24 protein-coding genes and 3 pseudogenes are annotated in these 22723 nt (G+C 47.6%); 9 read left to right on the top strand and 18 right to left on the bottom strand.

The window, feature by feature from the left end:
- Positions 1-190: 190 nt before the first annotated feature.
- On the bottom strand, positions 191-553 hold the full coding sequence (locus Q0986_RS18430) for a molybdopterin-dependent oxidoreductase (protein WP_299414038.1): 363 nt from the start codon (positions 551-553) through the stop codon (positions 191-193).
- Between the two features lie 32 nt (positions 554-585).
- Positions 586-696 (bottom strand): annotated as a pseudogene (locus tag Q0986_RS18425) (50S ribosomal protein L32); the annotation flags it as partial.
- A gap of 569 nt (positions 697-1265) precedes the next feature.
- Here Q0986_RS18425 and Q0986_RS18420 point away from each other — a divergent pair.
- Positions 1266-1892 carry a hypothetical protein gene (locus tag Q0986_RS18420; RefSeq protein WP_299414035.1) on the top strand — a complete coding sequence of 209 codons (627 nt, stop codon included), beginning with the start codon at positions 1266-1268 and terminating at the stop codon, positions 1890-1892.
- Positions 1893-1998: 106 nt separating this feature from the next.
- Here Q0986_RS18420 and Q0986_RS18415 read toward each other — a convergent pair whose 3' ends face one another.
- The gene (locus Q0986_RS18415; RefSeq protein ID WP_299414032.1) at positions 1999-2592 is read right to left on the bottom strand and encodes a sulfite oxidase-like oxidoreductase; all 594 of its coding nucleotides are present in this window, start codon (positions 2590-2592) and stop codon (positions 1999-2001) included.
- A gap of 5 nt (positions 2593-2597) precedes the next feature.
- A complete protein-coding gene (gene rpmF / locus Q0986_RS18410) occupies positions 2598-2777 on the bottom strand; it encodes a 50S ribosomal protein L32 (RefSeq protein WP_261890989.1) in 180 nt (59 codons plus the stop codon).
- Positions 2778-3020: 243 nt separating this feature from the next.
- Here rpmF and Q0986_RS18405 point away from each other — a divergent pair, with 243 nt between their 5' ends.
- A complete protein-coding gene (locus Q0986_RS18405; RefSeq protein ID WP_299414024.1) occupies positions 3021-4001 on the top strand; it encodes a GGDEF domain-containing protein in 981 nt (326 codons plus the stop codon).
- A gap of 33 nt (positions 4002-4034) precedes the next feature.
- On the opposite strand, the gene Q0986_RS18400 is transcribed toward Q0986_RS18405, so the two are convergent.
- The 4 genes from Q0986_RS18400 to Q0986_RS18385 form a co-directional block, all read right to left on the bottom strand.
- Complete coding sequence (locus Q0986_RS18400; protein ID WP_299414022.1) at positions 4035-4619, bottom strand: hypothetical protein; 585 nt, start codon at positions 4617-4619, stop codon at positions 4035-4037.
- A complete protein-coding gene (locus Q0986_RS18395; protein WP_299414019.1) occupies positions 4594-5814 on the bottom strand; it encodes a sulfite exporter TauE/SafE family protein in 1221 nt (406 codons plus the stop codon). Before Q0986_RS18395 ends, Q0986_RS18400 begins: the two co-directional genes overlap by 26 nt.
- Before the next feature lies 1 nt (position 5815).
- Entirely contained in the window at positions 5816-6319 is a 504-nt protein-coding gene (locus tag Q0986_RS18390; RefSeq protein WP_299414016.1) for a hypothetical protein, read from the bottom strand.
- A 178-nt stretch (positions 6320-6497) separates the two neighbouring features.
- Positions 6498-7088, bottom strand: coding sequence for a macro domain-containing protein (locus tag Q0986_RS18385; protein WP_299414013.1), 591 nt, complete (start codon positions 7086-7088; stop codon positions 6498-6500).
- Between the two features lie 146 nt (positions 7089-7234).
- On the opposite strand from Q0986_RS18385, the gene Q0986_RS18380 reads away from it, so the two are divergent.
- The 3 genes and pseudogenes from Q0986_RS18380 to Q0986_RS18370 form a co-directional block, all read left to right on the top strand.
- Complete coding sequence (locus tag Q0986_RS18380; protein ID WP_299414010.1) at positions 7235-7795, top strand: hypothetical protein; 561 nt, start codon at positions 7235-7237, stop codon at positions 7793-7795.
- A gap of 291 nt (positions 7796-8086) precedes the next feature.
- Positions 8087-8872 (top strand): hypothetical protein, encoded by a 786-nt coding sequence (locus Q0986_RS18375; protein WP_299414007.1) that lies wholly within the window; start codon positions 8087-8089, stop codon positions 8870-8872.
- Between the two features lie 96 nt (positions 8873-8968).
- A pseudogene (locus Q0986_RS18370) lies at positions 8969-9220 on the top strand (BlaI/MecI/CopY family transcriptional regulator); the annotation flags it as partial.
- A 431-nt stretch (positions 9221-9651) separates the two neighbouring features.
- Here the strand turns inward: Q0986_RS18370 and Q0986_RS18365 are convergent.
- The 9 genes from Q0986_RS18365 to Q0986_RS18325 all read right to left on the bottom strand — a co-directional run bounded on the left by Q0986_RS18365 (position 9652) and on the right by Q0986_RS18325 (position 18171).
- Entirely contained in the window at positions 9652-10569 is a 918-nt protein-coding gene (locus Q0986_RS18365) for an ABC transporter permease (RefSeq protein ID WP_299414005.1), read from the bottom strand.
- A 7-nt stretch (positions 10570-10576) separates the two neighbouring features.
- Positions 10577-11509 carry an ABC transporter permease gene (locus tag Q0986_RS18360; protein WP_299414002.1) on the bottom strand — a complete coding sequence of 311 codons (933 nt, stop codon included), beginning with the start codon at positions 11507-11509 and terminating at the stop codon, positions 10577-10579.
- Positions 11509-13326 (bottom strand): ABC transporter substrate-binding protein, encoded by a 1818-nt coding sequence (locus Q0986_RS18355; RefSeq protein ID WP_299413999.1) that lies wholly within the window; start codon positions 13324-13326, stop codon positions 11509-11511. The genes Q0986_RS18360 and Q0986_RS18355 overlap by 1 nt, the downstream gene beginning before the upstream one ends.
- A gap of 177 nt (positions 13327-13503) precedes the next feature.
- Positions 13504-14250, bottom strand: coding sequence for an SIMPL domain-containing protein (locus tag Q0986_RS18350; RefSeq protein ID WP_299413997.1), 747 nt, complete (start codon positions 14248-14250; stop codon positions 13504-13506).
- A gap of 192 nt (positions 14251-14442) precedes the next feature.
- A complete protein-coding gene (gene fni / locus Q0986_RS18345) occupies positions 14443-15516 on the bottom strand; it encodes a type 2 isopentenyl-diphosphate Delta-isomerase (protein WP_299413996.1) in 1074 nt (357 codons plus the stop codon).
- 103 nt (positions 15517-15619) lie between these two features.
- On the bottom strand, positions 15620-16267 hold the full coding sequence (locus tag Q0986_RS18340) for a Uma2 family endonuclease (RefSeq protein WP_299413992.1): 648 nt from the start codon (positions 16265-16267) through the stop codon (positions 15620-15622).
- A gap of 189 nt (positions 16268-16456) precedes the next feature.
- A complete protein-coding gene (locus tag Q0986_RS18335; RefSeq protein ID WP_299413988.1) occupies positions 16457-17140 on the bottom strand; it encodes an SAM-dependent methyltransferase in 684 nt (227 codons plus the stop codon).
- Between the two features lie 64 nt (positions 17141-17204).
- Positions 17205-17681 carry a hypothetical protein gene (locus Q0986_RS18330; protein ID WP_299413983.1) on the bottom strand — a complete coding sequence of 159 codons (477 nt, stop codon included), beginning with the start codon at positions 17679-17681 and terminating at the stop codon, positions 17205-17207.
- A 40-nt stretch (positions 17682-17721) separates the two neighbouring features.
- Entirely contained in the window at positions 17722-18171 is a 450-nt protein-coding gene (locus Q0986_RS18325; protein WP_299413982.1) for a hypothetical protein, read from the bottom strand.
- A 164-nt stretch (positions 18172-18335) separates the two neighbouring features.
- Here Q0986_RS18325 and Q0986_RS18320 point away from each other — a divergent pair, with 164 nt between their 5' ends.
- The 3 genes from Q0986_RS18320 to alaS all read left to right on the top strand — a co-directional run bounded on the left by Q0986_RS18320 (position 18336) and on the right by alaS (position 21785).
- On the top strand, positions 18336-18593 hold the full coding sequence (locus tag Q0986_RS18320) for a type II toxin-antitoxin system HicA family toxin (protein ID WP_299413980.1): 258 nt from the start codon (positions 18336-18338) through the stop codon (positions 18591-18593).
- Positions 18586-18936 carry a type II toxin-antitoxin system HicB family antitoxin gene (locus Q0986_RS18315; protein ID WP_299413977.1) on the top strand — a complete coding sequence of 117 codons (351 nt, stop codon included), beginning with the start codon at positions 18586-18588 and terminating at the stop codon, positions 18934-18936. The genes Q0986_RS18320 and Q0986_RS18315 overlap by 8 nt, the downstream gene beginning before the upstream one ends.
- Before the next feature lie 221 nt (positions 18937-19157).
- On the top strand, positions 19158-21785 hold the full coding sequence (gene alaS / locus Q0986_RS18310; protein WP_299413974.1) for an alanine--tRNA ligase: 2628 nt from the start codon (positions 19158-19160) through the stop codon (positions 21783-21785).
- Positions 21786-21958: 173 nt separating this feature from the next.
- Here the strand turns inward: alaS and Q0986_RS18305 are convergent.
- Positions 21959-22129 (bottom strand): annotated as a pseudogene (locus Q0986_RS18305) (element excision factor XisI family protein); the annotation flags it as partial.
- Between the two features lie 219 nt (positions 22130-22348).
- On the opposite strand from Q0986_RS18305, the gene Q0986_RS18300 reads away from it, so the two are divergent.
- Positions 22349-22711 carry a helix-turn-helix domain-containing protein gene (locus tag Q0986_RS18300; RefSeq protein WP_299414041.1) on the top strand — a complete coding sequence of 121 codons (363 nt, stop codon included), beginning with the start codon at positions 22349-22351 and terminating at the stop codon, positions 22709-22711.
- Positions 22712-22723 lie beyond the last annotated feature (12 nt).

The following is a 22723-nucleotide window of genomic DNA, read 5'->3' as shown; positions in this document are numbered from 1 at the left end:
TGATACGTAAGCGTGCGCCCATTGCGACCTCCTTGGTCAGGGGAGACTATGCTGATATCTCAGCTCATATGCCTGAACTTTTCAAGCCCGACCTACTTAACTAGACGTTTTGGTCTTTGAAGTTCACTCTCTGGCTTTGAAGACCATCTTTTTATGGCCACAGACCTGCAGATGAAGTCAACTTCTAAGTTTACCGATTGCTATAGCGTTCTTCGGCCCAGGGTTCCCCCCGTCGGTGAGACCCATTTTCTTTCCAAAACCCAAGCGTTTCGTGATCTAGAAATTCTAGGCCGTTAAGCCACTTACCACTCTTCCAAGCATAGAGGTAAGGCACAACCAAACGGAGTGGTCCACCATGATCAACGGGTAGTGGTTGCTCCTCTAACGTATGGGTAAAGAAGGTCGTCTCATCACCCAGAGCAAGATTCGTGGTGTAGCTCTCAAACCTTAAGCTGCCAATTTCGGAGATAACGTGTGGGGTGTCACCGTAGGTCAAGACTAGAAAGCGATTGGCTAAATGTTGCCCTAGAGGAACGCGTTGTTTTTCGCTCATGTTGGGTTGGCGAAAATATTTGCCCGCACCACTTACTCATCATCATTGTCATTCGCAGAATATTCAAAGCCTTTAGCACGGCCTGTGGGAATTAATTTTCCCGTAGAGAAGGCATGTTGAGCAACTAAGTTTGCTTTGCAGTTCTAGCAGACACTTTCTGATATAGTCTTGTTGATATTTGTAATACAGCTTTTGCCAAGTCTCTAAATTCAGTTCTTTTTTCCGAAGTTTCTCCGTTCATTTTTTGGAGGGTTCCACTGTTATCTTTCATGATTCCCTACGCCAATAGTATAAGTACGCTTCTAGTGGGAAGGGAGTAGTCATCTCACATCCAAATTGAATCGGTTATTTAACTTAGGCATATTATTCGAACACAGCTTTTGTCCATAAATCTATAGGACATTTTAGCTGCCTATCTTTAAAGTATTTTATCTATTGGCTAATTAATCTAATTCAAAAGGTGAAAAACTAAGTTTTAAATAGCACTAATGGCTAAAGCTGCATATTCAGTCCTTCTCGTACACCCACCAAAATAATGAAAACACTAGCAACCAAAAACTCTATCTTTATCGGCATTGCAGCTGTAGTTTGCCTTCAGAATTTCGCTGCTTTCGCTCAGGCATCTAAGCAATCTCAGCTGACTTCCAAGTCTAACTCTGAAACTAGCTTGCACTCTCTGTTATCACCACAAAACTCAGCCTCTAATCAACAAATGGTGTCTCTAACGTCCACCCATCTACTTAAACCTCTGATGATTAGTCAGGCAAAACAAGAAACCGAAGCTCAACCCGTTCCGCCTGCTATCTCCAAGCGCCGACCAAGTGCGGTAAAAATGATGGTGGGCGATCAAGAAATATTTCTCAAGCGAGCGAGGGTGCAAGATCGTGCCAGCGGGAGTGCACTAGGCCTATTTACGCCTTTTGGTCGTTCCAAGGGGAAGGCCGTCTTTAGAGGAAAACAAGCGCGTCTGCAGGTTACTGAATTCCCAATCGCGTTTGAAACAAGTTTACCTGCTGATGTCCATCCTGATGAATATATGGTGCTGTTAAAGCTGAAAACCAAAAAGGATCGACGTGAAATTGAAACCTCTTCAGCAGGATTTTCCTCAGACTTTAGTGAAGGCTTAGTCAATGCTAAAGATGGTTTTCGAGACAAAGATCTGATTCAGCTCCAATTTGAAGAAGCGCAGCCCATCGATGAAGAAGGCAATATAACGTATAAAGTCACCATTCCCAGCATGATGGAAGCGGGTGAATATGCCATCTTCCATCAAGAACATTACTATGACTTTAGTTTTGATAATCGTATTCCAGCGACCCAAGATACAGATCCAGAATAGTTTCAACAACAACTAACTCGAAGTCTTGGTCTTTGAAGTTCACTCTCTGGCTTTGAAGGCCATCTTTTTATGGCCACAGACCTGCAGATGAAGTCAGCTTCTAAGCTTACCGATTGCTATAGCGTTCTTCGGCCCAGGGTTCTCCCCGTCGGTGATACCCATTTTCTTCCCAAAACCCAAGCTTTTCGTGATCTAGAAATTCTAGGCCGTTAAGCCACTTCCCACTCTTCCAAGCATAGAGGTGAGGCACAACCAACCGGAGGGGGCCACCATGATCAGCGGGTAGCGATTGTCCATCTAACGTATGGGCAAAGAAAGTTGTCTCATGCACAAAATCGTCAAAGGCAAGATTTGTAGTGTAGCCCCCGTAGCAATGCTGCATAACATGGGTGACGCCTGGCTTCAGCTCAATGAGATGCATAAAATCAGACACTGAAACACCCACCCAACTAACATCTAGTTTGGACCAGTGGGTCACACAATGAAAATCAGCAGTGAAGTGCTTTTGGGGTAGGGCTAGAATATCGGACCAGCCAAAGGTTTGCTGTTTAACCAGACCCCAAACCTTAAGCTGCCAGTCTTCAGAGGTAACGTGTGGGGTGTCACCATAAGTCAAGACTGGGAAGCGATTGGCTAAATGTTGCCCCGGAGGTACGCGCTGTATTTCGCTAGTGTTGGGTTGGCGAAAATATTTGCCCACACCGCTTACTCATCGTCGTCGTCATCGTCATCCTTAGTCGGATATTCAAAACCTTTGGCGCGGCCTGTGAGAATTGATTTACCCGTAGAGAGGGCACGTTGGGCAGCTAAGTTTGCTTTGCGGTTCCAATGGGCTCGACGAGAATCGCGCTTGGAATTGGATGTCTTTTTCTTTGGGACAGCCATGGAGTAAACCAGGAAATAAAAATACAGCTTTGCTATCTTAGCATTGAACCTTTGCGAAGATGTTAATCGTGCTGAACTAACTCAGATAAAGGCAACCTCTACCCTTCTCCAGCCGTCAATCTCTTGACCGGATCATTTAGGAGAGCAGCAATTCCCTGAATCATATCTCTGTGGTTGAAGATAACAACGTCTTGCTGTAGATAAGCTGAAACACAACACACCGAATTGAAAAGATGCCCTGAATTGAACCGTCAATCCCCTAAACAATCGCAAGCATTTTTACATCAATCCTCACTAGGACTTGCGACTGTCGGCTTGGTGCTGATGACCCCTTTTGCTATCAATAACTTTGTGCAAGGACGGTATCTGCTAGGGGTTGGTGGCCTTTTAATTAATGGAATTTTTGCGTTTAATACCTGGAGCATTACGACCCGCAATCACTATTCTGACACCCTTACCTTGCTGGGGTTAGTGCCTATTGTCATATTTTTCCTCAACCTTGCGTTTATCAAGCAAGGGATTGTGGGGGCCTTTTGGTGTTATCCCGCTGTTATTTCTTGCTACTTCATGTTGCCAGAGCGGAGAGCATGGATCGCCAATACGACGCTGTTGGTCATTACGCTCCCTGTTGCTTGGACTATGATTGAGCACGCTTTAGCCATTCGGCTGATCATGACGCTATTAATGGTGAGCATTTTTTCCGCCATCTTTGTCCGGGTGATTAATGAGCAACAACAGAACCTCAAGCGCCAGGCGATTACTGATCCACTGACAGGAGCACTCAACCGAACGTCACTGCAAGAGACCCTTGAACAGGCGATTGCTCAGAATCAGCGATTGGGCATTGCCATGACGCTGGCGTCCCTAGATATTGATCACTTTAAATCTATCAATGACATCTATGGCCATGCTGTGGGGGATCAGGTCTTATGCGAAATTAGTCAATTACTCACAGAACGATTGCGCCAGGTTGACCAAGTTTTTCGTATTGGGGGAGAAGAATTTCTGCTGCTGCTATACGGGACGAATGCTCAGAATGGGTACAGGGTCGCTGAGGAATTATGCCACCTGATCGCCTCAGCACAGCTTCTTCCCCAGCAGTCCGTAACGGTCAGTATTGGGATGGCGACGCTTCAAGCACCAGAAGACTGGATAACATGGATGCAACGCAGTGATCATCATCTCTACCGTGCGAAGTCAGCAGGGCGAAATCAAGTCGTGTGATGTTCTCAAAAGCTGCACTGGGTCGTATGCGATTTACGGTTTTCTTCGTAGCCAAAGCACCCACATCATCAGACTCAGACCGGCCCCCATACTGATTCCTATCCACGCGACTGTGGGTAAACCCGATGCCGCTGAGGATGGGGAAGGCGCTAGCGGTTGGGCACGAGGAGAGGGGGGCGTGCGACTTCCCTTGGCCACAGTGACGGGAAAACTGAACTGAAAAGGTTGGAAGGCATCACCCGTTTGTGGCTGACCTTGCAGGGTCAATTGGTAAGCGCCCGGTTGAGGGAAGGTAATCTCAGCGCCAGGAATATTTTGGTATTGCTCCGCTGAGACCGCTGCTAAGAGCGGTTGTGCAATCACTTGTCCATCTTCTTCAGCACTGACTTGTAGGGTACAGTTGCATTGAGCGCGGGGGACGGTGTTTCCCCCCTTTTGGGTCAGTACAAACCAGACTTGAGCAGGCTCTCCGGCGCGTGGGTTGTGGTCAGGTTCTAAATGAAAGGTGACGGCGACGGATTCGGAGGCTTTGACCGTATGGGCCTGACCGGGCTGAACCCCTCCTCCTAACCCGATGACCAAGATGGCTAAACTACTGTATTGGCGAAGACGCACCATAGAATTTCTCCAGCGAGAATAAGGCCCACACCCAACGACAGCGGAGGAGTAAGACGAGGAGAATGACTGTTGCGATCGCAACAGTTCTACCTAAATGTGCCCCTGTCCATTCCAGTCCCCCGAGATAATCCGAGCCGATCATCACCGTATGTCCGCCGACTAGCAACAGCGCAGGGACACTCAGCAAATGAAGTCGTCGCCAATGGGGGCCTAATCGTTTCACCATCCGGTTGGTACTTGTCGTGGCCAGCGGCGTTAACAAGACTAAAGCGGCAATACCTGCCCAGAGACCGACTTGATGGAGGGGCAGCATAAAGGGAATAGCCGCAAAGGACCACTGCAAAGAATGGTCGAGCACCCGCAGCACATGCACCCACGAGAACAGAAAAGCGCTGACACCTAACAGTCGTCGATAGTGCAATGGGGCAGACCATAGCGGCTGAATCGGACGGGCGATCAAGGCCAACATCAACAACACTAAGGCTGTGTGGCTACTGTAGTTCTGCATTTCCCCCGTTCTGAGGATCGTCAGTACGCCCATCAGAAGCATCAGCCAGCCGCCGATCTGAAACAGTTGGGTGCGTTGATCGTGACTCAAAAGCGCTGCAAACATGCCCACGCTCAGTAATGTGGGAGTGGTGCCCAGGCCAAAACACAGCATCGTGGCACTGCCTAGCCATAAATCGCCCGTCGCGGCAGCTTTAATTTGAGCGGCATATAAGAAGCCACAGGGAATGAGTCCCCACACCATCCCTAGCAAGGCAGGGGTCCACCAATAGGGATAATCCGCTAGTCTCCCCATCGCTCGATGGAGGCGCTCATGAAGTCCCCCTTTCAGCAGGGGATGGAGCAACGGTACTTGAGGGAGCCAGCCCGGTCGAATTTGGCGAAGACCTAACCCAACCAGTAAACTTCCCATCAGTAAGGCGATGCTGCGACGCAAGATGCTATCGATGCCTGCCAGTTCTCCGCCCATCACAAAGACAGAACTAAGCATGCCAAGGGCTGCCCCAATGGCAGCATAACTGAGCATCCGGCCCAAGTTGAGCAGCAGGTGAAATCTGAGTTGCTGCTGCCATGATTGAGATGCACCTGGCGTTAGGGCAAAACTGACGGCTAAGGGGCCACACATCCCAACGCAATGACCAAAGCTGCCTACAAATCCCAGGGCGGTGACGAGCAACAGGTCTAGCATCTTAGGGCTGGGGCGCAACCTGAATCATTTCAGTGTCGCTGATCGGCTGTCCTCGATAGACCAACGATTCATGTCCGTTACTATTCAGAGTAACTTTGAGGGTATTGGGTCCTGGGGGCAACTCAGGGAGGTAGTACCAGTTGCCGTAGAGGCGAGTCACTTTTTTGCCGTTGACATATAAGTGGGCATGGCCTTCATCAGCGGTACTGGGAGCATTGACTCGGGTTGGAGCAAAGGCAAAGTTGGTGACTTGCAGTTCTAAATTCCAGCCTTTTACCTGATCAGGATGAACGACTAAATCCACCGTAGGCGGAGCTTGCTTGGCGGAAATCTCTAGTTTTTGATGATGGTCGTGTTTTTGATGATGGCTGTGCTGCCCCGCTCCCGGATCCGTCGAAGAAATTCTTTGGGGCTGGATATGGTGAGATTGCACCATGCGAGGCACGCTAACTGCGCCAACCCCCATACAAGTGATCAGTAATGCCCATTTTTGAAGAGAAGTCATAATCTGATGCCCCAGAAGATAGAGATGCGATCGCAAGTCCAAACAAACTTGCAAGATTACGAGCAAATAATTAGCCCAATCTATCCTGAGTGACCCTTTCTGGCAAAGTCAAAAGACAGCCTGTCGTACTTAGTTCACGACATCCTGATGAGACTGATATCTAACTGAACGGACTCACTTAACCTTCCCAAATTTGCAGTTGCCTAGATGCAGCAACGAAACAATTCAACATCTTGGGTGGATAGAGAAAGTGGTCGTAGGCAACTGCCATCTGCCGAGCAGCTTCACGATAGGGAACACGGCCAATTCCTGTTCCTAAACCAGGACAGGCAATACTCCGTATGGGTTTGTGGGACTGCTGATTATGCTGTCGGACTGCTAACAGCATCGCCCACATGGCGCTGTAAGGAATATCTGTCCCTTTGATGACCATAGGCACCCGCATGGTTGGAGTATGGGCTAAGTAAGGGTGTTGGGGATGCCCCGTCTCAACAATCATCGATGTGCCAATGGGCTGCTCTCCCAAATACGTTGCCAAAATTTGGGATTTAACTTGCCATTCCAAATCTATGCCAAAAAATTTCGTGATCGCGGCGTCCATACCGCCATCCATCATGCCGAAGGAATTGGCAGGACTCACCAAGCAGTCAAACTCGGTTAGCCACTCAAAATAATTGTGAACGACTTCAACGTTGGGAAAATGATCGAAGGATTCGCGAAACGCCTCATACAGTTCAGATGCAGGCGCTACAAGGATTAATTTTGTCAACTACAAGCTCCATAGGGCTTGAGTCTAGCAAGCCAGAGCAACAGCGTCAATTTCCCAATCGGTAGCTCGATATCTGTGACAGCGCATATCGTGAGAGAAGTCCTACTGTGTAATTTCTAGTCATTGACTCTGAGGGAGATTCCAAAATGGCAGAATTGCGACTCAATCTGGGATGCGGTGCTAAGCACCTGCCTGGTTATATCAATGTTGATCGGTTTGGCAAACCTGATGTGTGCTTTGACCTAGAGACGTTTCCTTATCCTTGGAAAGATAGTAGTGTGGCTGAAATTGAATTACATCATGTCTTAGAGCATTTGGGGCAGCAAACTGACGTTTATTTGAAAATCATCCAGGAACTTTACCGTATTTGTCAGCCAGGTGCGAAAGTGCATATTACAGTGCCCCATCATCGCAGCGATCGCTTTTTTCATGACCCCACCCACGTTCGTCCGATTACTCCTGTGGGATTGAGTATGTTCTCGAAGCGGCTCAATCGAGAATGGCAGGAAAGTGGGAAGGCTTTTACCTTGCTAGCACTGTATTTAGATGTTGATTTTGAGTTGACGCATTGTTCCTACACTCCCAGTGAGGTCTGGGTTGAGCGGTATCCCAATGAGGTCTCTGATGAAAAGCTGCTGCTGAGAGAAAGTGAAGTCTATAGCAATTTAATTCGAGATGTAGATATGGTTTTGACGGCAATTAAATAGGCACTTGAATGTCATTTGGCTTATTTATCCACCCTGCCAACCTAATTAATTCGGAATTTAAGTAAAAATATTTTTGTAAGTGTGAATTGAATTATTTAAAAGTTACTCATTGGCCAAAGCAATGATCACTATATAATTCAAGATATTGATAAAAAAACTGAATTTATAAATACAGCTGTGGAATTACATTTAGTTCTCATATCTTCGCTATTGATATTTTTTGAAATAGATATCGACATTTTTTGCTGAATATGTTGATATACTTCAAGATGCCGAAAAATATTTTAAAGTATGAATCAAGATGATTTTTCATCCTTTGCTCGGGAAATAGACTCTATTCATGCAATGGTTGACAGCAACTATCTAAAGCGAAGATCTAAAAAGAACCAGAGAACTCTCTTTAATAGAATAAAACACCAACTCATGAAGATAGATAGAAGGCAGTCGATCATTAAATCGGCTATTTACTTGATAGGGTCTTTTGTCTTTCTTTCACTGTCCATTAATATGGATTTACTGCGCTGGAAGATTTTCTTTGGGATTACTTTTCTTGTTTTATTATTGTGGTCACTCATATATTTACTTCTATGGGAAATAAAATGGATGCTCGATGACCTAAAAAACTCAGAAACTTTTGAGAAACACCTTCAATTAATAATCAATGATCTTAAGAATACATATATGAAAGAGATTCTTGAGCTAAATTCACTTTTATATAAAAAATCTAAAATACCAAGACAAAAAATGCGGACTTTATGCTTAGATTTGCTGATATCTAGTCTTGAAGATTCAATCGAAATAGTTAAAAACAGATTGGCTTTTCTGGAAAAGTCTTCAATAATATTTTCCTTGCCTTTCGTGCTAGTAATATATATGGTCATGGGTTGGCCAAAAGTCAGCTTAGAAAATCCTATTGATTTTTTAAAATATATCCCTTATCTAATTTTTGTCGCTACAGCAATTCAACCTTTGCTATTTATGTCAGGACAGACACGTATTGAGGATTATAGAATTTCATTGCTGTTTCTCCATAATCTTATAAGAATAGAAGATGCGTCTCATGATGAAAGTATGTAGCTAACTTTATTGTAGAGAGCAATATTTGGTAGAATCGCAGACTCACATCAGTTGAAATTTCTAAAATTTATTGTTGAATTATCTACGAGAATTGTAATGGCATCGCTCCCGGACTTTCGCCCTAAACAGCTTTCTCTCGGTCCCTTAGAATGCGAAATTCTCAATTTAATTTGGGACTTGGGGACCGCTACTGTCAAACAGGTGCATGAACAGATTTTGACCAATCCCGATCTCGAACTGGCATACACTTCCGCCACCACCGTTCTTAATCGCCTGCCTAAAAAAGGCTGGTTAGCTTGCGAGAAGCAAAATCGCAGTTTTGTTTGGTGTCCTCTGGTTTTCAGAGCATAGGCCAACTCCCTTTGGTGTCCTGGATTATATTCTTTAACGATATTGAGTTCAGGCGTCTCTTCTCCCCTAATAGCTTAAATGAGGCCGTCTATAGCCCCCACAGCTATAGTTCGCTATCTGTACCGGGTATCCATTGCCCTGTCAGTGGATCATAGATTTCTATGGAGACTCAGCCACCATTGGTCGTCGTACCATCCGCCTCACGGGTACGCCCTCTGAAAGCATAGAATTTGATAAAGCGGTTGTCTTGTTCTTTGCGAGAACTATTGCTCAGACTGTAGGGTTTCTGAACGTATCCCCTCCTTGGAGGGGTGTCCACAGGGTGGGGTGGGTATAGGAGGTATGGGCCTCAAACCATTGAGAATTGACAAGTGCTATATGGCAAAACAGTCTCTTGCATGGGTACTGACAGTTAATACTTTACCTGGCTAAGCCTTCTGAACTGCAGCCTCTTGGGCCTCAAATTGAGCATCCCCTTCTGCCACTTCAGTGGTGCCTCGTAATTTGGGATCTAAAGCGTCTCGCAAAGCATCACTCACAACATTAAGAGAATAAATCAACAAAAACATGACTAGCACCACACCTGCCAACGGCCACCAAATGCCCTGAACCAACTCCCCAGTGGCATCCGAGATCATCGCCCCCCAGCTCGCTCCATCCTGAATACCCACCCCGATATAGGTCAAAATCACCTCCGACTTAATGGCACCCAAAATTTGCAGCGAAGCACTAATAATCGCCAGATGGATCACATTGGGCAGGATATGGCTAAAAATAATTTGTAGATCATTGGCTCCAATGACTTTTGCAGCAGCCACATATTCAAGATTGCGGGTTTTGAGCACCTCGCTCCGAATCAATCGACAAAGCCCCACCCAACCCAGCAGGCCCATTGCCAAACAAATCGCCACTAACCCTTTCCCAATCACATAGGAAATGGCAATCACCATCAAAATATAAGGCACAGAACTAATAACGGTATACAGCCAGACAATACCAACATCGACTAAGCCCCCGTAATAGCCCGCCAAGGCCCCTAAAATGACACCGATGGGAACAGAGATACTGGTCACCAAGACTCCAATCAGCATTGCAGTCTTAGTTCCCGCCAAAATTTTATAGAGTACAGAGCGCCCAAAAAGATCGGTGCCCAGTAATTTTGCGAGTTCCAACGAAGGGGCTTCATATTGCGCCCCCACCCGAGTTTGATAGTCAGGTAAGACGTTAAATCCCCCCAGTACAGCCACCAAAATATAGACAGCAATAATCCCCAAGCAGATGACGACCAGTTTTTGACGGCTGAGCTTTTGGGCAGCTTCCCAATACAGGTTATGAACGCGGGTCATGGGGTCCTCAATTTAGTTTGACGCGCGGATCCACCGCAGCAATAAGTAAGTCAGTGATCAGATTAAACACGGCATAGGTCATGGTGATATACATGGTCATTCCCTTCAGCACCGGGAAATCACCATTATTAATCGCCGAAATCATTAAATCGCCTAAGCCAGGAATACTAAAAAACCGCTCCATCAAAAACGCCCCCAAAATTAAAAAGGGGACCGCCACAATCGTGAAGGTCAGAATCGGAATCATGGCGTTTTTGAGGATATGGGTAAAGAGTACCCCTCGTTCACTCACCCCTTTGGCCCGAGCCGTGCGGACATAGTTGGCCTGCATTTCATTTAGAAATATTGTGCGGTAGATCCGCACATCAGGCCCAATAGAGACCACGATAATAATCAGCCAAGGCAGAGCCAGATAGGGAATCGCATCCCATCCTGGGGCATAGCCATTGATGGGAAACCATTCCAACTCATAGGCCAGAAAGTACTGCATGGCAATGATATAGACCAAGTAGGAGACGCTCATGGAAATCACGGCGGCGGCAGTGGAAAAGCGATCGATCCAGGTGCCTCGGTAGTAGGCGATCATCATCGCAATCACAATATTGATTACCAGTCCCAACACGAAGGGAGGCAGCGTCAAACTCAGTGATACCAAAGCCCCACTGGCGAAGGCTTCACTCAGTCTTTCACCTGTGAAATAAGATTCTCCATAATCAAAGGTGACAATTTGGCGAAGAAAGTCGAGAAACTGCTTCCAAAGGGGCTGATCCAGCCCCCATTGCGCTTCAAGATCTGCGATCGCCTGGGGAGTTGCATGTTGGCCTAAGGCCACGCGAACCGGATCTTCGCCAGCAATGTTAAACAGCACAAAGATAATAACCGCAACGCCCAGGATAGTCGGAATGATGTACAGGAGGCGGCGAACAATGTACCCAAGCATCACTTCAATCCTTTGGCTTTGGCTTCGGTGTCAATATCCAGAAATTTGAAGGTGGAGCCTAACATCAGGTTGGGTTTAGAGTTCAGCAGCCATTTCTGGCGCATCCCCACACTAATCGGCGTTTTGAGAAAGACCACTGGCACATCTTCCTTTAAAATCAGAGCCATTTTCTCAATGATTTTGTTGCGCTCCGGGCCGGGAGACATGCGTCGCATCTGTTCGTACAGCCGATCATATTCAGGATTACTGTAAGAGCCATCATTGGGTCCCGGTGCCTTATTCGGCCCATAAAACAGTTGATAGAAGTTCTCAGCGTCGGGATAATCCGCTCCCCACCCGCCGCTGGCCAGCTGAAAACTCCCGCCTTCTTTGCGCTGCAAATACTCAGAGAACTTTAAAAACTCTGCTTTGAGCTGAATGCCGGATTGGGCGAGTTGGTTGCGCAAGAACTCATGATTTTGCTGGGAAATTTTAGGATCTGCCGACGCATACAATATCGTGATGGGGGGTAACCCTTTACCCTCTGGGTATCCTGCTTCTTTTAACTTGGCTTTCGCCTTATTGAGATCATGGGAATACCATTTCACGGGCACAGACTCTTCGCTCCCATCAATGGGGAGAGGAACAATGGTATTCAAGGCATGGCCGCGACCATTTTCCATTTTCTCAATATAAGCAGGGGTATCCAGGGCGTAAGCTAGAGCTTGGCGCAGCGCTTTATTTTGACCAAAGGTTTTGTCTCTAAAATTAATGGTGATGTAAAACGATGAGAGATCATTGGCGGAGGCAAGGTTGAACTTACCTGCAAACTCACCTTTGAGCTTAAATTGGTCGCCCACCTTTTCAGCCATCTTGGAGAAATTATCGCGATCAATGCCAATGGAATCCAGCTCGCCCTTCAGAAATTTGAGCATGCGGGGTTGCGCTTCTTCAATTAAAGGAATGCGAATTTCATCGATGATGGGAAGTTTTTCGCCTGCATCCTCTAACAAACCCTGGCTTTGATCCTCAGACTCTCCTTCAGTGGGGTAGGTGCCATGATAATTGGGGTTTTTCTTGAGTACCATCACCCCTTTGCGCGGATTTTTATCTAGGACATATGGCCCTGTGCCGACGCCATGATGTTCTAATTTACGACCGTACTTTTCAACGGCTTCTTTAGGAACGATGGAGAGCGGACTCGTGGCAAAGGACATTAATAGCAGCGGATCCGGCTCAGTCATGACAATCTTAAAGGTGTGGGAATCCACCTTTTCTATGCCTGAGACGTTTTCCTGGTCATAGTCGAGATCTTTTTGCTGCCGCGTTTTTTCCCTAAATTCATCCAGCCCTTTAATTCGGTTTTCGAGTAGAGCAGGGTAACTTTGGGGATTAACATTGACATCCGCAAACCGTTTCAGGGTATAAATCACATCATCCGCAGTTAGTTCCCGACCTTTGCCGTCTGGGAAACAGGGATCATCATGAAATTTGACCCCTTTTCGCAATTTAAAGGTGTAGGTGAGCTTGTCCTCACCCAACTCAGGCAGGGTCTCTAAAAGATTGGGTACCAACTCATAGGGACGTTTGAGATAGTGATATTCCAACAGCGGGTCATAGATGTTGCTGATAATCCGGGCGGAAGCCACATCAAATTGCTTAGGGGGATCGAGGCTGCGATAAACTGACGCCCGAAATGTATCTAAAACCTTGACCCCAGTATCCCCTGTACCTTGTCGTGGCCGACAGCCCAGCGGCACTGCTACTGTAGCGATGAGTAAAGCAGACATCACCAATTGGGGTGTTTTTTGCCAGAGTGAGATTTTCTGTACAGCCATAAATTCAGACAACGCTACATAAACGACAAGCCCATCAAAGGGAAAGCATCAAACCGTTGAGACAAGATTAATGGGAAGTTATGGTTTGATCAAATCTGGGGGCATTCAATCGTATTGTGGCACCAATACCCAAAATCTGTGTTCTACGCTAAATGGTTTCGCTAGCAGCTAGCGGGCCTAGTATCTGATGTGTAGAGTAACCGCAGCTTGCACTGATTGTTCACCGCCCACGACGGGGGTTGAGTCAGCCTCAGTTCTCAAAGCCGTTGCTTGAATCGGGATCGGGGGTGGCGCTGGGGCATTGGCACGATTAATCTGGATACTGATGACGTCTTTAGGAGATAAATTGAGCGCCGATAATACAGCCCTTGCTTGTGCTTGGGCATCTTGAGTCGCTTGGGTTAAGGCTTGTTTTTGGGCGGCTGCGATCGCATCCTCCGCCGCCACAAAGGAGACCCGATCAATTCGGGACGCCCCTGCTTTAACCGCATCATCCATCAGAGGACCTGCGGCTGCAATATCAACCCGGAAACTGACCATATTGCGGCCCCGATATCCCATCAATCGTCGCTGACCATTGTTGTAACTGTAGTTGGGACTGAGGTTAATGCCTGTTGTTTCCAGCTTCTCCACCTTGCGAGCCTTTAAAAGCGAGACCACCGCAGCCGAACGGCTGGCCACTTGTTTCTGCACAGCTTCTGCAGTTGTACCTTGCACTTCTACGCCCAACCGCACTTGGGCCTCCGTCGTCTGAATCGTTTCAGTGCCCTGCCCTGTCACCGACAACACCCGATACTGCGCATCTGATACCGTTGGCGGCTGTGCTTGAGCCTGGATAGGGGATGATAGCCCGAGGAGTACCGTTAATCCCAATAGGGTAGAGGGAACACAGTAGCCGAGACAAAGAGGACGATTAAGTTTCATAGATTGGGGAGCTAATCCGTTGAGAAAAGCCTACTACAATCCGCTATCAACCTAGAGCATTCAACGCTGAATACTGGGTGTTTGATATCAGGCCATGCAACTACTGCGGAGAAAATAAAGGTCGTCAATCTTTTCAGCGATCATGGAGCGCTGAAGTATGACAAATATACCGATGGCTGCTTAGCTGTAATATCAATCGTGAATCAGACATGGCGATGCTTGTAGATCGGCCAAGGTGGCGTTGCCAGTACAAAAGAGAACCGTTTCTAATTCAGCAATCAGCAGTTCCATCAGGGTATGCAATGCTGCGTCTGACTCGTGGGCAGCTTGCAGAAACGGGTAAGCCATGCCCGCTAAATCAGCGCCTAAGGCCAGTGCTTTTGCCGCATCCAGACCATTGCGAAGGCCACCAGAGGCAATTAACGGAATTTTGGCATTCGCTTGGTGGATGGACGCCACGCATTCAGCGGTGGGCAATCCCCAGTCAGAAAAGGTTTGGCCCAGTCGGCGCTGACGCGGATCTTCTGCTCGTTCACCTTCGACTTTGGCCCAAGAGGTGCCGCCTGCCCCCGCGACATCAATGGCAGCAACACCGACATCTATTAGGCGCAGGGCTAGCGGCGCAGAAATACCATTACCGACTTCTTTAACGATGACGGGAATCGGTAGTTGGTGACAAAGTTCACCTATTTGGGTGAATAGATTACGAAAATTGGTATCACCTCGACTTTGAATACATTCCTGTAGCGGGTTGAGATGCAGGATTAAAGCATCCGCTTCTAGCAAATCAATGCTGCGGCGGCAGGACTCAATGGTGTAGCCATAGTTCAGTTGGACGGCCCCTAAATTGGCAAATAGAGGAATGTCTGGGGCATGCGATCGCACCGCAAAGGTATCCGCCACTTGAGGATGCTCCACGGCCACTCGCTGTGACCCCACACCCATAGCAATCTTGAACTCCTGAGCAACGATAGCTAGCCGCTGATTAATCGTTTTGGCCAGCTCCGTTCCCCCGGTCATAGATGAAATCAACAGCGGTGCCCCCAAAGGCTTGCCTAAAAAAGTTGTAGATAATTGAATATCTTCCAGGGCTAACTCTGGCAAACAACAGTGCTGGAACCGATAGCGTTCAAATCCCGTTGTAATCGTTTTGCACTGAACCTTATCGTCTAAACAAATACGGAGATGGTCGGCCTTACGGGTTTTAATGGCCTCGTCAGTATTGGGGGAATTAGCAGTCACTCGGGTTGGGATGGGAGAAGACATCAACCGGACAAAACCAAACTCTGGCATTGTCACCGGAAGCTCTCTTAATTATGCAAAATTCTGTTGGTTTGGCAGAAGTTTAGGCCCTGGTTCGGAGTACTTTTTATAGAGATCGCACCCACTCCCGCAAAACTCGATCAGCCTCCATTTCATCTAATCGAGCCGCCGTCAAAAACTCATAAAGCTTTGCCTTGGGTACCTGTGGAAACGTAGAACTCATCTGAGCTTCCATGTAATCCTGCCCCTGCAAACAATAAATTCGCCAAACCTCTCCGTTGTATCGCCACAACTCTGGCACACCCATACTGGCATAAAGCTGGAGCTTATCAATATTCGTGTGAGTAATATCCACCTCTACCACCAAATCCGGGGGTGGATCTTTCTCTAAGTCAACATCCCGCCCAGCCACCAACGGTTGATTCTGAATGTAATAGGCTGCATCTGGCTCACTTGAACGATCCAGTCCCTCTCGATCTAAGGTCGTAGACCCCATTGTCTTCAGTTTCATGCCAAACTCCGCCGCCAAAATATAAATGAAGCGCCCAATTAACCAGACCAAAAACTCGTGAATCTCAAGCGGCATGGTAATTTCTAACGTCCCTTCGGAGTACGCTAGGCGCGTATTGCGATCGGGACTGAGCGATTGTCTGACGGCTAGGTAGCCTTGCCAGGTGAGCGATCGCAATACCACACGCTGCTCACCAACGGGCTGCGGAACAGGTTGTTGAACTAAAGGAGCGGCACGAACCATAACGAAATGTTATTCCCGAACTTTCCTCATTTTAGACGGTGGCATCCGTGAACGACTTGCTCTAAAAAATTCTGAACCAGTTAGATAGCTCTACGACGAAGATGATGTTGAGTACGCAGTTGCTGAGTACCTATCAGGGGGGATGGAGGGGAAAGACTGTTGGCAACAACGTTCAGAGTAATTGCAGAGTTATGGGGAACGGATGACTAGCATTTGGTTTCCTCCTTTCTGTAGCTCATAACCAACGGTTTCAATGGCGGTGACATACCCTCCATCCTGGCAAGCTTGAATAACAGGTGGGAGGTAGGGAGACGGTTCGAGCATTAGAGTTAACAAAGGAAATATGCGCACTTCTGTACTGATCTGCAGGAGTTCTCGAATAGAAGTTTGATGAAAAGCTGCATCGTAGTGCTTGGAATACAAAAATAGAAAATGGGAGCACAGCGCTAGTTCAAAGGTTTGATCGGGGAACGGGAGTGTAGGTAATGCTGCGGTTTGATAGCGACCCTCTTGTTTTCCCCGCTCGTAATCTTGCAGGAAGGTCTGCATGGTTTTTATGCGGTTATGGCGAAGATCTTCTGGGGAGGAGTGATAGGACCAGACCCAATCCTCAGGCGTCGCCTTGATTTGATCCATGATGCCATCCAAGACCGCTTCGAACCGTTGCTGAATCTGTGGTCCACTCAGTTCATAAATGGGGTCGATGGACGTGATCTGGCTGCCCAAGGCAGTTGATTCGGCATTAAAGCTGGCCGGACCATCCCCCACACCTAAGATTGAACGCTCTAAATCGGCAGCGGTGAGGTTGAACATTTTGATGTATTCATCTTGCGATCGCCCAAAGGGAACCACAGAATCAAGCTGCATTGCCATACATAGACCTGCCAAACTGCTACCGCAGGTTTCTCCCCAATCTTGACATAGAAACAGGAACTCGTTATCTCAGGTTGCAGTGAATCCCGACTTGCTCCATGGAGGTTTGCACTTTGCTATAAGCTCGTTGCTCTTGAGCAAGAATAGACTTATATTGCTGTTCGCCTTGGGTATCGTTCGCGTAGAAGCTAGTTGTCCCATCAGCATCAGAGATTTGGGCACGACTCCGAGTTGCGGCTGCTACTTCCTTAAAAGCAGTCGCCAAGTCTTTGACGGATTTCTTGAGCGTATTGTCTTGCACGTTCAGCGTTTGGAATGTGGAGGATAACTTCTCATAATTCTCGGCATTTTTTAGCATCGCTGCTTGATCGATCGTTCCTAGTGGTCCTTGCTTTTGGCCATCAAAATATGCCTTTTGGACTTTCTTGCATTGGCTTCTGAGATCAGGTCCACAGCCCGTCATTAGTATTGACAACAAGAGAAGTGGCGCAGTCCAGGAGATAAGTTGTTTCGGATTGCTCTTTGTATATTGCTGGCTCATGATTTCCTTCAATAATCAATATCGACTCGGTTAACGCCTATTACCGGGCTGTGCAGTGCAGGGTTAAAGCTTGTACTGCTGTCGGTATTTTGGACATGGCCCCATTGCGAACCTGGTCAATTTGGTCTCCTAAAGCATCGTTGACCTGGTTATGAGGAGGAATCAAATCAGCCGCTTCACGCGTTTTTTCGCCAACCTGCTGATGGGCAGCCACTAACTCAGCCTGTATTTTCTTGAGTTTGGAATCTGAAAGCTTGAGTTTAGCTATCTTTTCTGATGATTCAGTCCAGAGCTTTGCCTTCTGTTTTTCCTGCTCGTGGTCATAGACCAAACTTCCAGGTTTCTTGAGAGACATGGATTTGTTAAAGGTCGTATTGTGTGCCTGCCCTAACTTCTGACATTGGCTTTTAAGGCTCGGTCCACATCCAGTGATCAAGACAGATATTGCAGTGACACTTAGCCAGGGCAGAACTTGCTTCTGTATGTGCATGTGCTATTTACCAAGGATGGTCTGGCTTATGTATGTTGCCCATTGCCAAGATATTACCGAGCTACTATCACTCAGGAATATATCTTCATCAAAAGTCTTAGGACTTATCCTCATGCGTCATGCTAGCGTATTGTGCTAGCATGACGCATATGCAAGAGGTATAGGTGAACAATAAACAACGAAAAACCCTTGAACGTTTATTTGCAGATCCTATTTCAGGAAATATTAAGTGGTCTGATATTGAGAGCCTTTTAGTTACATTGGGTGCAGCAATCACCGAAGGCAATGGCTCTCGGATCAGAGTAGTACTGGGAGATGTACCTGTTGTATTCCATCGACCTCATCCTGAATCAACCGCAGGCAAGTTACTGGTCAAAGCCGTCCGTAAATTTCTCAAAGATGTAGGGGTAGAAGATGCTTAGTTATAAAGGCTATAGCGCCAAACTAGAAGTCGATGAAGAAAGTGGCATGATTGGTGGCATGGTTCTAGACATGAAAGGGACCATTCACTTTGAAGGCACTACCGTTGCAGAAGCGACCCAGGCATTTTACGACTCAGTGGATGATTACCTAGCCTTCTGTGCAGAATTGGGCCGTGAACCCGAAAAACAGTATTCTGGTAACTTCTCCACACGCACCACGTCTGAACTTCATCGGTTAGCCATCCTTCAGGCTCAGAATATAGGCATCAGCTTAAACGGATATGTTGAATCTTTAATTGCTAAAGACACCAAGGATTTGCAGAAGAAAATCTCATCTTCATAGCGTAGTGCTTTTGATACACTCTCCTATCGGGTGAGACTCCCCACCTCCATTCTATAATCAGGGCATATATTCAACTTTGTACTGACTGGAAGAGCCCAATAGTCTCTAACCACAGGATTGAGTAAGGCGTTGCTCTATATCGAGACAGCATTCCTCTGCACAAAGCACTCAGGACAAGGCATGATTGATATACGTATCAATTGAGTTGTTCCTTTAGATTTATGGTTGCGTCTCTTAGCGGTGCTCAAATCCGGCAAACCTTTCTCGACTTCTATGCCGCCAAAGGCCACAAAATCCTGCCTAGCGCCTCCCTGGTGCCTGAGGATCCGACCGTCCTGCTTACCATTGCGGGGATGTTGCCCTTCAAGCCGATCTTTTTAGGCCAACGGGAAGCCGAAGTACCCCGAGCCACCACCTCCCAGAAATGCATTCGCACCAACGATATTGAAAATGTAGGGAAAACTGCTCGACATCATACCTATTTTGAAATGTTGGGTAACTTTAGCTTTGGAGACTACTTCAAAGAACAAGCGATCGCTTGGGCCTGGGAACTGTCTACTGAAGTGTATAAGCTTCCCCCTGATCGCATCGTGCCTAGCGTATTTGAAGAAGATGACGAAGCCTTTGCCATCTGGCGGGACAAAATTGGCATTCCCGAACATCGGATTCAGCGGATGGGGGCTGACGATAACTTTTGGGCTTCAGGACCGACTGGCCCCTGTGGCCCTTGTTCTGAGTTGTACTACGACTTTCACCCTGAAAAAGGAGATGACAATCTTGATCTAGAAGATGACACCCGGTTTATTGAGTACTACAACCTGGTGTTTATGGAGTACAACCGGGATAGTGACGGGAAACTTGCGCCTCTTAAGAATAAGAATATTGATACGGGCTTGGGACTGGAGCGGATGGCCCAGATCTTGCAGAAGGTACCTAATAATTACGAAACGGATTTGATCTTTCCGATTATTGAAACCGCTGCCAAGATTGCAGGTATTAGGTATAAGAAGAGCAAGGCCAAGACCAAAACTTCCCTAAAAGTAGTGGGTGATCATGTGCGATCGGTGGTGCAAATGATTGCCGATGGGATTACCGCCTCCAATGTGGGTCGAGGTTATGTGCTCCGGCGACTCATTCGCCGAGTAGTCCGTCATGGTCAACTGATTGGCATTGATGGGGCCTTTATCACCCAAGTGGCGGAAACGGCTATTGTCTCTTTGGAAGTGGCCTATCCTGAGGTGCGGGAACGGGAAAAAATTATCAAAACAGAATTGGAACGGGAAGAAGCACAGTTCCTCAAGACCCTGAACCGGGGCGAAAAGCTACTGGGCGAAATCATGGCGAAAAAGCCCAAGCAAATTTCCGGAAAAGACGCCTTTGACCTATATGATACCTACGGTTTTCCCCTAGAGTTGACCCAGGAAATTGCCGCAGAGCAGGGGCTCACGGTAGATGAAGACGGCTTTGCTAAAGCGATGAAGGAACAACAAGATCGCGGTCGCAGTGCCCACAAAACCATTGACCTGACTGTGCAAAGTACCCTAGAACAATTAGCCGCCACCGTTCACCCAACAGACTTTCTCGGCTATACCGATTTCTCAACCAAAGCTAAAGTGGCTGCTCTACTTGTGAAGGGGGAAACCGTTGACAAAGCTTCAGCAGGTTCTGAGGTGCAAATTGCCTTGGATCAGACTCCCTTCTATGCCGAATCTGGGGGACAAATTGGCGATCGCGGCTATCTCAATGGCAAAGATGTGGTGGTGCGGATCGAAGATGTCCAGAAAGAATCAGACATCTTTATCCACTATGGCCGGATTGAGCGGGGCACTTTAAAAGTAGGCAATAAGCTTACAGCCCAAATTGACTTGGCCTGTCGTCGTCAGGTGCAAGCTCATCATACTGCCACTCACCTTTTACAAGCGGCCCTGAAAAATATTGTTGATGAGTCTATCGGCCAAGCCGGTTCTCTGGTGGCTTTTGATCGCTTGCGGTTTGACTTTAACTACAACCAGGCGGTCACCCCTGAACAAATTCAGGAAATCGAAACCCAAATCAATACCTGGATTGCCGAAGCCCATACCACCGAAACGGAAGTGATGCCGATTGCGGAGGCCAAGGCCAAAGGGGCGGTGGCCATGTTTGGCGAAAAATATGGGGCAGAGGTACGGGTGATGGATGTGCCGGGGGTTTCCATGGAACTCTGTGGCGGCACCCATGTGAAAAACACGTCTGAAATTGGTCTGTTCAAAATTGTGGCCGAAGCCGGGGTTGCTTCGGGTGTGCGTCGGATTGAGGCGATTGCTGGACCTGCTGTTCTAGAGTATCTGAATGTGCGGGATGCTGTAGTTCGGGATTTAAGCGATCGGTTTAAGGCTAAGCCAGAGGAACTGCCGGAGCGGATCACGACTTTGCAAACAGACCTAAAAACAACTCAAAAGCAGCTTGATGCTCTTAAAGCCCAGTTAGCCCTAGTTAAATCTGAACAGCTTCTGGAACAGGCCGAATCGGCCGGTGCCGTTAAAGTCCTCGTCTCTCAACTGGAAAGGGTTGATCCAGAGTCTCTGAAAACGGCTGCAGAAAGGCTACTCCAAAAGCTGGGTGAAGGGGCGGTGGTTCTGGGGTCTGTGCCTGCGGAAGGCAAGGTAAGTCTGGTGGCAGCCTTTAGCCCGAAGGTGATCGAACAAGGGTTGCAGGCTGGGAAATTTGTGGGTGCGATCGCCAAACAATGCGGCGGTGGCGGCGGCGGTCGTCCCAACTTAGCCCAAGCTGGCGGACGCGATCCAAGCAAATTAGAAGCAGCTCTGAATGATGCTCAGCAACAATTGAGGGATGCCCTGCAAATCTCATAAGCCTCACCGAATAAAGTTTCACCCTTTCAATACAAGGCAGCGGACCTAGCCAGAGAACTCAGCCATATCGATTAAAAGTGTTGTGGTGAATTCATTGCCATGTGAGTTCAAGTTTTTGCTTATTAGCCATACAGAAAAGTGCTGCCTAAGACAGGAATCATCCTTGCCAAGACCTAAGCAACAGAAAAACCAGTATATTTACGAATTTCTGGTTCATGAAAACCCAATACAATATCTTCCTTAGCAATACCTGCTTGCATTAATTCGTCAGTGACACCATCTTCTGTTCCATCTGTCTGAATCCAAACCTTGCCATCCATAACCTCGGTCAGTATGGAAGCGACCTCAATATTTTCTCGCGATGAGCCGTCGACAAAAACACCCTCTTCGGGATCTAACGCCTGAAGAACGCCAAGAACTAGAGCGAGTCTCGCGCGCGAGCAGTGAATCAGCTGCTCGTGTTGCTCGGGCCAAAGCCCTGCTAGCAGTTAGTTTCTCAAGGTGACAGCTATAGGGCTGCAGCTCAAGCCAGTGGGCGACGTTCAGGGGATGTCGTAGCACACCTGGTAGAGCGCTTTAACCGTGAGGGACTAGCCGCGTTAACACCACGCCACGGGGGAGGCGCAACACCCCAGTATGACGTTAGACAACGACAGCACATTATCGAATTGGCCCAACAGCCACCTGAGTTAGAAACTGATGGCGTTTCCCAGTGGTCGTTGTCAAGCCTGCAACGCCGGCTAAGGAATCAGAAGGACGGTGAGTTTTCAACCGTGAGTACTTACACGATTTGGCAAGTGTTACACGAAGCTCAGCAGAGCTGGCAGCAAAGCCGGAGTTGGTGCAAAACGGGCACAGCCGTTCGACGTCGCAAAAGTGGGGTCGTCATCGTCACCGACCCCGATACCGAAGCGAAAAAAAACTAATTGAGCGTGCCT

Origin of the sequence: Acaryochloris sp. IP29b_bin.148, from assembly GCF_028285565.1 — a bacterium.
Classification (GTDB): Bacteria; Cyanobacteriota; Cyanobacteriia; order Thermosynechococcales; family Thermosynechococcaceae; genus Acaryochloris.
The sequence above is the reverse complement of the archived record's forward strand: the minus strand, read 5'-3'. Positions and strand labels throughout refer to the sequence as shown.